Consider the following 12,017-nt stretch of genomic DNA (forward strand, 5'->3'; position numbering starts at 1 on the left):
TACTGTTAATCCTTGCATAGGATAATTATTCTTTAAAATGTTCTGCATACATACGCCATTTCTCCAAACAGGTTTTCATATCTTCGGGAATTTCAGAATCAAATTGTAAGAATTTTCCGGTAATAGGATGTGTAAATCCCAGTGTTTTTGCATGCAATGCCTGTCTGGGCAACACGTGAAAACAGTTTTCTACAAATTGTTTGTATTTGGTAAATGTAGTTCCTTTTAATATTTGATCTCCACCATAACGCTCGTCGTTGAAAAGCGGATGCCCGATATGTTTAAAATGAGCGCGGATTTGATGTGTTCTTCCGGTTTCCAATTTGCACTCAATGAACGTTACATAAGTCAACCGCTCTATAACTTTAAAATGTGTAACGGCGGGTTTTCCATACTCGCCGTCAGGAAATACATCCATTTGTAGCCGATTCTTAGGATTACGTCCGATATGGCCTTTAATGGTACCTTTATCTTCTTTAATATTACCCCAAACTAAGGTATAGTATAAACGCTCGGTAGTCCTGTAAAAAAACTGTTTAGCTAAATGTGCCATAGCAGCATCTGTTTTGGCAACTACTAACAGACCACTTGTGTCTTTATCAAGGCGATGTACCAAACCCGGGTAATGATTGCCGTTAACAGGTAAATTTTCTATATGATTCATAAGACCATTTACCAAGGTTCCCGAATAATTTCCGTGACCGGGATGTACCACCATTCCTGGCGGCTTATTTACAACAATTAGAGATGCATCTTCAAAAACAATATCCAGAGGGATATCTTCCGCGACCAGTAAATTCTCATGAGGGGGATAGAAAAAAACCACACGGACAATATCATTGGGTTTTACTTTATAATTGGATTTTACGGAAACTTCATTTACCAGAATATTACCGGCTTTTGCAGCGAGTTGAATTTTATTTCGGGTGGCATTTTCTATAAAATTTATTAAAAATTTATCAACTCGCAATGGTGCTTGTCCTTCACGAGCTGTAAAGCAATAATGTTCGTATGCTTTTTCGTTGTCTAATTTCTCTTCATTCACTTTAAAATAGTGCTATCTTTTTCCGTCGCCTAAAACTAAATCTATAGTTGAGTTTTTAGGTAATTTTACTCCCGGATTTAATTTTTGACCATTATACCTTAGGCCACGAACTACATCTTTTCCAATATCATGAACAAAATAAAATTCCCCTATGTTGAAACCAATAGATTGTAGCTGTGTCATTGCCTGTCTTTTGGTACGTCCGTTTAGATCGGGAATCATAATATCTCTGTATTTGGAAGGATTTATGACCAAATAAATTTTACGTTTTTCTTTTACAAAATCACCTGCTTCGGGCAATTGTTCCATAACAGATTTAGCAGGATAATTCGGATTATATCTGCTGGAGTCCTGAATGATATAGCCCAGATTCAATCCTCTTAAAGTTACCTGCACTTCTGCTAAAGAAGACCTGTTTAAATCCGGAACTTCTATTTTTTGATCGTGATTTGTCGTATAATTCAACCATCGTTGTAGCATAAAAATAAATAATATAAAGCACCCGATAGCAATGCCTATTTGTATAAAAAAAGATTTACTTTTTAAAAATACAGTCAAATTCATATCATAGGTATATATAGAGACCTTTGCAAAATAGTGATATATTCCGTATTGAAATTGATTTGACTTCAAATTTCTTCCTTCTCGAAAATTTTAAACCCTCAAAACCAATATGCTCTTTTATTCTTGTATTTTTGATTTGAAAAATATTTAAATTGAACTGATTTAAACTTTTTGGGTTTTTCTTTTTTTGAATTTTTTAAGCGCTATCACAAAGAAAGCGAGATAGTTAAATCCTTTTCAGGTTTCTATAGTTGTATCAAATCTGTTTAGTAGTGATCGGAAGCTATCCGTCCAAGCATTAGTTCGTTCTACTGCATAACGTTGATTGTACAAATCTTGATCAAAATATTCCCCTCTATCTTCTGTATTTCCATTACGTTTGTTAAAACAGACATTAGCTTGAATTTCCTTTTTGCCACAGGAATCTCTAAAGTTTTTTGAATCAAAGCCTGCATCTGCATTTAAAAATAATCCTTCAACAGGAATTTCTGCTTGTTCCGGAGTAGCTGTAACTACCTCAAACTGAACCTCAATATCATGCAGGTCATTATGATTACCAGATATCGGCTCACTCATTGCTAATGGTAGACCCTGTCTATCAGTTAAATAAAGAGCATTAGTGGTCTTACGCTTTTTCCTCCCTTGATATTCAACCTGATCACCACCTCTTATCGCTGGTGTATGACTCCCGTCTAAGTCCACACTTGAAAGGTCTGACTCCTTCTTGTGGCTCTTAAGGAAAGTAATCCAACTTTGCTTTAAAATACCGGACAAACACCACTTCCTGTAATGGTAGTGTACAGTATTCCAAGTCAAGGATTCCCCTTCAAACAATGTTTTGACGGGTAACTGATTCCATTGAACACCTGTCTTTAGCTTGTAGAGAATTGCATTGACAATCTCAACTAATGGAACAGTAGGTGGAAAACCTCGTTTTGTTTTTGGAATAAGTGGAACTATTTCCATTTCTATTGTATCTTTATCTAGTACTGTGTACATAAGGGGTTGTTTTTAAATTATTTACGCTTTGCAACGCAAATATCAACAACCCTGTTTTATTGCTAAAAAAAGCTTAAATCACTTCAATAAAAAATGGATAGTGTCCTAAATTAGCGCTTTTACAAAATGTTTAAAAATAAGAAATGAAAAGAATAGTATTGCTTCTATCACTTTTAATTTGTGCATGTAGTACAAAAGAAACTGAAAAGATGCCTATTGGTGTATATTTCAAAAAAACAGCTTATGAAGTGTAGCACTTAGTGTCGGTATAAGGTATGCCCATGAGCAAGTAGGTATATACTACTATAAAGTACGGTCTTACCTTGCCCCTATTTGTTTTTTTGATTTGCATGGTTAAAATTCTGCGGCAGTAGTTCGGTTAGTTTAGATACCTTATAGTCCTGTATGACTTTGAGTACATAATATAACCACTGGTAGAGTTCTACCTTGTGTTTTTTACAAGTAGCAAAGAATGAATAGATCATTGCAGCATTTTGAGCGGCCTTGTGCGACCCTACAAAGAAGTAGTTCTTTCTACCTTGCGCAATCAATTATTCCATATAGCTATATTTAAAAAAATATGTGTACCTTAGGACTTTATTTTTTAACCAAAACTTATTTTTATGAAAAAAATTACACTGTTATTTATAGTACTGGTCTTTACTTTTTCGGCCAGAGCACAATTTCCGGAAGGTTTTGAAACTTCGGTACCTCCTGCCGGATGGACTTCTTTTGTCGGAGGAAACGGATTAGGAACAACTTATGATTGTACAGAATCTGCTGCTGCTGCTTCGGGCTCTAAAGCTGCTTTTGTGCGATATGAAAATGTTTCCGGAGGAAATGCCCAGGATTGGTTGGTTACACCGCAATTTACACCTACTGCTGCTGCAAATATTTTGACTTTTAAGCAGCGACAAACTTTTTCGGCAAGTTTTGGAACAACATATACCATACGAGTCTCTACGACCTCTCAAACTACACATGCGGATTTTACAATAGTAGATACACAAGCCGAATCGGATTTTGGAACGGCTTATAGTACACGCAATGTAAATTTGTCGGCTTATAATGGAATGCCCATTTATGTTGCTTTTGTCATGGAACAAGATAATGGAGATAGTTGGTATATTGATGATGTAAACCTAATTCCTGATGCTAATGCGCCAAATTGTGCTACGGGTCCTACACCGGCTGACGGAGCTACAGGTGTTACTGTTTCTTCCGACAGAGTTCTTACTATTTCCTGGACTGCACCTGCAACGGGAGATGCGGCAACAGAATACGAAATTTTCTGGGGTACTACCTCAGGAAGTTTATCTTCTTTAGGGGTCTTTTCAGCAACTACGGTGAACATCACGAATATTGCATATTCAACAACCTATTATTGGATGGTTGTTCCTCAAAATGTAGGAGGAAGCGCTACAGGTTGTCCCGAATGGAGCTTTACCACAGAAGCTGCACCGCCACCACCGTCAAACTACGATTGTTCCAATGCTACATCGGTGACTGTCAATGCAGATTTGATGTGCGGAAGTGTGGTAAGTGGTACACTGGTAGAAGCGACAGCATCCGGTGTTAGTGATAATGGAGCAGGAACACCTAATGATGATGTTTGGTATTCGTTTACTGCTACTAATGCTATTCACCGAATTGAACTGCAAAATGTAGCAGGTAATACAACAGATTTGGTTCATGAAGTACTGGAAGGAACCTGTGGTTCTCTTACAAGCTTAAACATCAGTGATCCTGACACAAGTACTGTAGCCGGACTTACTGTGGGAAACTCATATTACTTAAGATTATTCAGCTATGGAACAACTACTAATAGAAATACTACATTTGATGTTTGTATAGGGACTATACCTGCAGCACCAGCAAACGATACATTTGCAGGTGCAATACCCATTACACCCTCTGCAGCCGGAACGGGTTGTGCTACACCTACATTTACTTTGAATTTTTCTACAGATGGAACTACTGATAGTGGAATGGACGGGACATGTAATACAACTAGTACGGGATTAGATCAGTTTTTTACATGGACAGCTACTACGAATGGATTATTATGGAACGATGCTTCGCCGGGAAACCCCGGAATAATCGTCAGAGAGGCGTCATCCGGAAATGAAATTTCTTGTTCCGAAACTTTTGCTTCTAATGATGCTGTATTATCCGGTTGGAACGTCGGTGATAATTTGGTTATTCAAATCTATGATTTTACAACATCGATTTCTGATGTGGCATTTTGTTTGGAAGAGTATACATTACCGTCACCACCTGCAAATGACGATTGTTCCAATGCTGTATCAATAACTGTTAATGCAGATTTGGTATGCGGAAATACTATAAGCAATGGTACCATAGCAGGAGCAACAGCATCCAGCGATAGTGACAATGGAACAGGAACACCTAATGATGATGTTTGGTATTCGTTTACTGCTACTAATGCTATTCACCGAATTGAACTGCAAAATGTAGCAGGTAATACAACAGATTTGGTTCATGAAGTACTGGAAGGAACCTGTGGTTCTCTTACAAGCTTAAACATCAGTGATCCTGACACAAGTACTGTAGCCGGGCTTACGATAGGAAATACATACTACTTAAGAGTATTTAGTTTTGGTTCTACTGGTGGTAGAAATACTACATTTGATATCTGTATAGGAACACATCCTCCTCCTCCAAGTAACGATAGTTGTGATAATGCTACTGTCGTTAATGCCTTTCCATATAATGATACCGGAGATGGAACAAATGCTACTAATAATAATGGTTTTATATCTGTTTGTTCGCTTGGGATGAATGACGGGGTTTGGTATACTTTTACAACTGGTAATGCCGGAACTGTTGATATAGCCATAACTGGTGTAACCGGGTGGGATCCTGAGTTAGCCATTTATTCCGGGAGCTGCGGAACATTTACTTGTGTAAGTAGTGCTGATGTCGGAGGATCCGGAAGTGGAGAAACACTTTCAGGTGTTACTGTAGCAGCCGGAACCCAATATTGGATAAATGTAGGACAATTCAGTAATTCTGCTGATGGAGCAGAAGGTCCTTTTACTATAAGTATAACTACCAGTGATACTACAACACTAAGCTTAGAAGATAATAAGATAGAAGGGTTCACATTATTCCCAACAATAGTAAAACAAGATTTAAATTTCAATGCATTGGAAAATGTAGAAGAATTATCCGTATATAATCTGTTAGGCCAACAAGTGTTTTCCAGCAGACCAAATGCAACCAATGCTTCTGTTGATTTATCAACACTAAAAGCAGGAATGTACTTGGTGAAAGTAAACGTTGGAAACGCTCAGGGAACATACAAGATTGTTAAAGAATAATCATTTTTAAATAATTATAAAAACGCAAGCTGAAAAGTTTGCGTTTTTTTATTTTAGCTATTGAACTCATTTGCATATTTATGATTTAGAATGGATATCGTTTCAATATTTAATGAAAAATGATCATTTTCTTAGCGTTAGTGCAGGCTTTAAACCCGGAACTTTCCAACTTTAAACGGAAATGATATACTCAATGATAATTCCTGTTTATAATCGCCCGCAAGAAATGGACGAGCTTATGAGTAGTATTGCTAATCAGGATTATAAAGGTTTTGCTGAGGTTGTTATTGTGGAAGATGGCTCTACTTTAAAAAGTGATTGCGTGATTGAAAAATACAAGAGGCAGCTCACTATAAAGTATTATGAAAAAGAAAATTCAGGCCCGGGAGCTTCCAGAAATTATGGAATGGCACGTGCCAAGGGAGATTATTTCATTATTTTGGATTCGGATGTCATCCTCCCAAAACACTACTTAACAAAAGTAAACGAGCAATTGAAGAAGTATTATACGGACGGTTTTGGTGGGCCTGACGCGGCACATTCAAACTTTACTCCTTTGCAAAAAGCCATCAATTATTCCATGACATCATTTCTTACAACGGGTGGAATTCGGGGGAAGAGAAAAGGTATTGGGAGATTTCAACCGAGAAGTTTTAATATGGGAATCTCCCGAAAAGCGTTTAAGGTTACAAATGGTTTTTCAGATGTAAGAGTAGGGGAGGATATAGATTTTACCTTCCGGTTGTGGGAAGCAGGTTTTGAAACACAATTGATACAAGAAGCTTTTGTGTATCATAAAAGACGAAATACCATTAAAAACTTCTTCAAACAGACGTATGCTTTTGGAATGGCCCGTGCAAAACTAAACAATCGCTACCCTAAAGAAGCAAAATGGATATATTGGCTCCCTGCTTTATTTATCATCGGGATCGATATAAGTATGCTGTTTTTCTTATTGGGTTATTGGCAGTTTATCACTTTTTACGGATTTTATTTTATCGCAATTTTTTTAACTGCAACGGTAGAAAACAAAAACCTCAAAGTTGGGTTTTTAAGTATGATTACTTCTCTTATCCAATTTCTTGGTTATAGCTTAGGGTTTTTAGTATCCCAAATTTTTACTAAAAACAATACCAAAAAGAATCGTATTCGATCAAAACATTCCTCGGATAAATAGTACCGACATTAGACGGGTCTTATAAAGCTTTTGATAAAAACAGAAAATACGGTTGAAATTTAGGAGAGACTATACTTCTAACAATCCATTTGTTTTTTGAACTCCTTCGGCAGATTCTTTCAAATGCATTTTTTCAGCATCATTGAGAGGAATGTGAACAATACTTTCAATGCCGTTTTTTCCTAAGATAACAGGAACTCCAATACATAAATCATTTAACCCGTATTCTCCTTCCAGTAGTGCAGAGCAAGGAAATATTTTTTGTTGATTACATGCAATTGCCTGAACTAGTCCGGATACGGCAGCACCGGGCGCATACCACGCAGAAGTCCCTAATAACTTTGTTAAAGTTGCCCCGCCTACCTTTGTATCTTCTTTTACCTGTAGTAATCTTTCATTAGAAATAAATTCCGAAACAGGAACCGAATTTCTGGTAGCTAATCGTATTAGAGGTACCATTCCTTTATCGGAATGCCCTCCTATAACCATACCGTCTATATCAGAAATGGGGGCTCCTAAAGCTTCGGCCAATCTATATTTAAAACGGGCCGAATCTAAAGCACCACCCATCCCAATGATTCTGTTTTTAGGTAAATTAGTAGTTTTGTGAACCAAATAAGTCATCGTGTCCATAGGGTTGGAAACCACAATAATGATAGTGTCAGAAGAATGTTCAATCAGATTTGAAGCAACTGTCTTTACAATTCCCGCATTAATTCCAATGAGTTCCTCGCGAGTCATTCCCGGTTTACGAGGAATTCCTGACGTGATTACACAGATATCAGAATTTACTGTTTTTATATAATCATTTGTGCTTCCGGTAATTCTTGTGTCAAAACCGTTTAAAGAAGCTGTTTGCATTAAATCCATGGCTTTGCCTTCGGCATACCCCTCTTTGATATCTAACAGAACCACTTCGGAAGCAAAATTCTTAATAGCAATATATTCGGCACAACTGGCACCTACTGCACCCGCTCCAACTACAGTAATTTTCATATGTATAAATTTTAGGTTTGTTTTCCGGAAATACGAAAGTAGGATAAAATATCGAGAAATTGATAACTACATATTAAAAGAAATCTTAAAATTACCCTAACAGGTTTTTTTAGCCTGTCTATTATCTAAAACCGAATGCAATTCCCAAACCAACGGTATTGTATTCTTGCAAGGTATAATCAGCAAATAACTTGAAAAAGCCTAAGCTTATTCTTGCCCCGATAGTAGATCTAAAACCGGAAACATTAAAATATTGATTTATCGGATCTACAATAGATCTTGTAAGAGTCCCTCCGTTGTATTCCAAATCATATGTTCCTAACATTTTGAATGTGGAATTCCCTCCGCTATAACCAAAACCTCCATAAAAATTGATAATTGGAAAATTTAAAGAAGCAATTGCTTGTGCGGTAAATGAGTGTAGTTCCAAATTGGTAGATTGGTTTGACCCGCTTACAGTACTATTCTGAATTTGATAATCAACATTCATATTAGTATAGGCAGCCAGAAGCGAGACATGCAAAGGAGTTTTGGTAACAGGGCCAAACCAACTAGTGATCTCTTTTTTCAAACCCAACCCGATTAGATTTCCTTTTACATCATCCGTACCAACTTTTGGTACTAAACGAACCATAGCCTCAAATTTTGCCGGTAACCCTAAATTAAATTGAACTTGCGGAACAGGAACCGCATTTAAAGGTAAGTCATCTTTTACCCCTCCGGGCATAGTAAATGTGGCGGTAGCCGGTGCACCATTAATAGTAGTGGTTACGTTTATCTGAGGGCGTAAATCATTAGGGCCGGCAACAGTAGCCGCAGAAGTGGAAGTTGATGTTACGGAGGATGTTAATCCGAGATCAGCAAAATTAAATAGCTCATCCTTATTGGGGACAACAGAAGCATTTACACCTATTGAAATATCAAATCCAAGAATTTTATGAACTTTTGCCGTATGATACCAACCATTGTTCATGCCATAAATGAACCCTTTCATTGCAGGGTTTATATAAGCTTTTGAAAGTCTATTAGCATCTTCTACAGTTGCTTGAAGGATTGCTTCTAATCCGCTTTGAGCTTTTGTAATAGTTACCAGCCCAAAAACACTTATTAAAATGAAAACGTATTTTTTCATATATGTAAAATTTGATTCATAAATTTATTTGATTGTCCGATATTACACTTAATTGTGTTTTTCAAATGAAATATTAAAGAGTTTTAATTTTACACCCTCTTTGATATTCAATAAATTAAACAATTCAAAGATTCAAGGATTTAAAAATTCTAATGATTCCTTTTATATTATTTTATCTTTTTCAAAAAAATAACTTGAAACTTTGAACTTTAAACTATATTAGATATGTAAACAAGTATTCAATTATTTAAGTATAACTAAAGAAATTAATTGTATTATTAAATACTATAAACATCAAAATCTTAAAATTATTATTCACATTAAATATATAAAAAAGTATGTTCTTAATTGAAGATTTATCAGTTTAGGTTCTATTAGGCATCTATATTAGCGTACTTTGCGTTTTTCTCAATAAATTCTCTCCGTGGAGGGACTTCATCGCCCATTAGCATAGAAAAAACTCTGTCGGCTTCTGTCAAACTGTCGATAGTTACCTGACGTAGCGTTCTAAACTCAGGATTCATAGTAGTATCCCATAACTGTTCTGCATTCATTTCTCCCAAGCCTTTGTATCGTTGAATGCTAACTCCGCCACCCATTTTTTGAGCAATTAAATCACGCTGATTATCATCCCATGCATATTCTCTCTTTTGACCTTTTTTAACTAAATAAAGAGGTGGTGTGGCAATAAAAACATACCCCTGCTCTATCATTTCCTTCATATACCTAAAGAAAAATGTCAAAATCAATGTTGCAATATGAGAGCCATCGACATCAGCATCACACATAATGACCACTTTATGATATCGCACTTTGGTCAAATTCAATGCCCTTGGGTCTTCTTCCGTACCAATAGAAACGCCCAATGCCGTAAACATATTTTTAATTTCTTCATTTTCAAAAACCTTATGTTGCATGGCTTTCTCCACATTTAAGATTTTTCCTCTTAAAGGTAAAATAGCCTGAAAATTTCGATCTCTGCCTTGCTTTGCTGTTCCCCCTGCCGAATCTCCCTCCACTAGAAATATTTCACAAGCAGCAGGATCCGTTTCAGAGCAATCCGATAATTTACCTGGCAGGCCGCCAATACTCATCACTGTTTTGCGCTGTACCATTTCACGGGCTTTACGTGCTGCATGACGTGCCTGGGCAGCCAGGATTACTTTTTGTACAATAGTTTTAGCATCATTCGGATTCTCTTCCAAGTAATCTGTTAGCATTTCGGATACAGCTTGTGATACAGCAGCAGTAACTTCTCTATTTCCTAATTTGGTTTTGGTTTGTCCCTCAAATTGTGGTTCGGAAACTTTAACAGAAACAATGGCTGTTAATCCTTCCCGAAAATCATCACCGGCAATCTCAAATTTAACATTTTTAAGTAATCCGGAAGTATCGGCATATTTCTTCAAAGTACCGGTCAAACCACGTCTGAAACCGGATAAATGAGTTCCTCCTTCATGTGTATTGATATTATTTACATAAGAATGTAAATTTTCTGCATAAGAGGTATTATATACCAAAGCTACCTCTACGGGAATCCCGTTTTTCTCTCCTTCCATAGAAATTACTCTGGTGGTTAGCTGTTCCCGGGTACCATCCAAATACCTGATAAACTCAGGTAAACCTTCATCACTGTAAAACGTTTCTCGGGTATAATTCCCCTCATCGTCTTTATTTCTTTTATCAGTTAATGTAATAGTGATCCCCTTATTTAAGAAAGACAATTCTCTTAAACGTGTAGCAAGTGTTTCATAATTATACTCTATCGTTTGGGTAAAAATAGACCTGTCTGGTAAAAAAGTGACGATAGTTCCGGTAAAATCTGTTTCCCCGATAGTTTTAACAGGATATAAAGTTTTTCCTTTTTTATATTCTTGCTGCCAAATTTTACCTTCCTTATGAACGGTAGCTGTTAAATGATCAGATAAGGCATTTACACAAGAAACACCAACACCATGAAGACCTCCGGAAACTTTATAAGAATCTTTATCAAATTTACCCCCTGCGCCAATTTTAGTCATGACTACTTCCAATGCCGATACACCTTCTTTTTTATGGATGCCGACAGGTATCCCACGGCCATTATCTTTAGTAGTAATGGAGTTATCTTCATTAATAATGACATCTATGGTATCACAATGCCCCGCCAGTGCTTCATCAATAGAATTATCTACCACTTCATACACTAAATGATGTAAACCTCTGACACCTACATCTCCGATATACATAGACGGACGCATTCTAACATGCTCCATCCCTTCTAATGCCTGGATACTGTCAGCAGAATAATGGTGTTGTTTTTGTTCTTCGGCCATATATTATTTTATAAAATTCACAAAAAAAATCATCATTGGAAAATGATGAAATCAACTTTTACGAAGTTACAAAAAAAAACAATTTTTTGAAAAGAAAAAACGAAACACATCCCTATAATTATTAACATTTGTTGATTACTGAAAAGAGTTTTGGAGTTGCTCAAAAAAGGGTCTTAAAAATGATATATTAATTGACTGAACTTTGCATGTATTATATAAATTATAAATTTTTATATCTTCAATATCAACTGATTAAAGTTAATTTTTGTGAAATTGATTTTTAGACTCAATGAACTCATTTAAACTTTATATAATCATCAAATCAAAATGTACATAAAGGTAAAATATTTAGTATTAGCATATTTTGATTAAAAAGATGTTGAATTTTAAATAATCAAAGATTAAAGTTATAATCTTTTTATTATATTTCCGTTTTAATAGTTGT

8 protein-coding genes and 1 pseudogene are annotated in these 12,017 nt (G+C 36.1%); 2 read left to right on the forward strand and 7 right to left on the reverse strand.

What is annotated here, in order from left to right; genetic code table 11:
* Nucleotides 1–25: 25 nt before the first annotated feature.
* The 4 genes and pseudogenes from GKR88_20575 to GKR88_20590 form a co-directional block, all read right to left on the reverse strand.
* Nucleotides 26–1,045, reverse strand: coding sequence for an RluA family pseudouridine synthase (locus tag GKR88_20575; protein QMU66443.1), 1,020 nt, complete (start codon nt 1,043–1,045; stop codon nt 26–28).
* Between the two features lie 12 nt (nt 1,046–1,057).
* Nucleotides 1,058–1,609, reverse strand: a complete 552-nt coding sequence (locus tag GKR88_20580) for a PASTA domain-containing protein (protein QMU66800.1) — start codon at nt 1,607–1,609, stop codon at nt 1,058–1,060.
* Nucleotides 1,610–1,771: 162 nt separating this feature from the next.
* Nucleotides 1,772–2,608: pseudogene (locus GKR88_20585) on the reverse strand (IS5 family transposase).
* 329 nt (nt 2,609–2,937) lie between these two features.
* Nucleotides 2,938–3,159: a hypothetical protein gene (locus GKR88_20590; protein QMU66444.1), complete on the reverse strand. Its 222-nt coding sequence runs from the start codon at nt 3,157–3,159 to the stop codon at nt 2,938–2,940.
* Between the two features lie 72 nt (nt 3,160–3,231).
* On the opposite strand from GKR88_20590, the gene GKR88_20595 reads away from it, so the two are divergent.
* Both GKR88_20595 and GKR88_20600 read left to right on the forward strand, forming a co-directional pair.
* Entirely contained in the window at nt 3,232–5,952 is a 2,721-nt protein-coding gene (locus GKR88_20595) for a T9SS type A sorting domain-containing protein (GenBank protein ID QMU66445.1), read from the forward strand.
* 181 nt (nt 5,953–6,133) lie between these two features.
* Entirely contained in the window at nt 6,134–7,129 is a 996-nt protein-coding gene (locus GKR88_20600; protein QMU66446.1) for a glycosyltransferase, read from the forward strand.
* Between the two features lie 69 nt (nt 7,130–7,198).
* Here GKR88_20600 and mdh read toward each other — a convergent pair whose 3' ends face one another.
* From mdh to gyrB, 3 genes are all read right to left on the reverse strand, one after another.
* A complete protein-coding gene (gene mdh, locus GKR88_20605) occupies nt 7,199–8,125 on the reverse strand; it encodes a malate dehydrogenase (protein QMU66447.1) in 927 nt (308 codons plus the stop codon).
* 121 nt (nt 8,126–8,246) lie between these two features.
* Nucleotides 8,247–9,257 carry a hypothetical protein gene (locus GKR88_20610; GenBank protein QMU66448.1) on the reverse strand — a complete coding sequence of 337 codons (1,011 nt, stop codon included), beginning with the start codon at nt 9,255–9,257 and terminating at the stop codon, nt 8,247–8,249.
* A 374-nt stretch (nt 9,258–9,631) separates the two neighbouring features.
* Complete coding sequence (gene gyrB, locus GKR88_20615; protein QMU66449.1) at nt 9,632–11,572, reverse strand: DNA topoisomerase (ATP-hydrolyzing) subunit B; 1,941 nt, start codon at nt 11,570–11,572, stop codon at nt 9,632–9,634.
* Between the last annotated feature and the right edge of the window lie 445 nt (nt 11,573–12,017).

This window comes from Flavobacteriaceae bacterium, assembly GCA_014075215.1.
Taxonomy (GTDB): Bacteria; Bacteroidota; Bacteroidia; order Flavobacteriales; family Flavobacteriaceae; genus Polaribacter.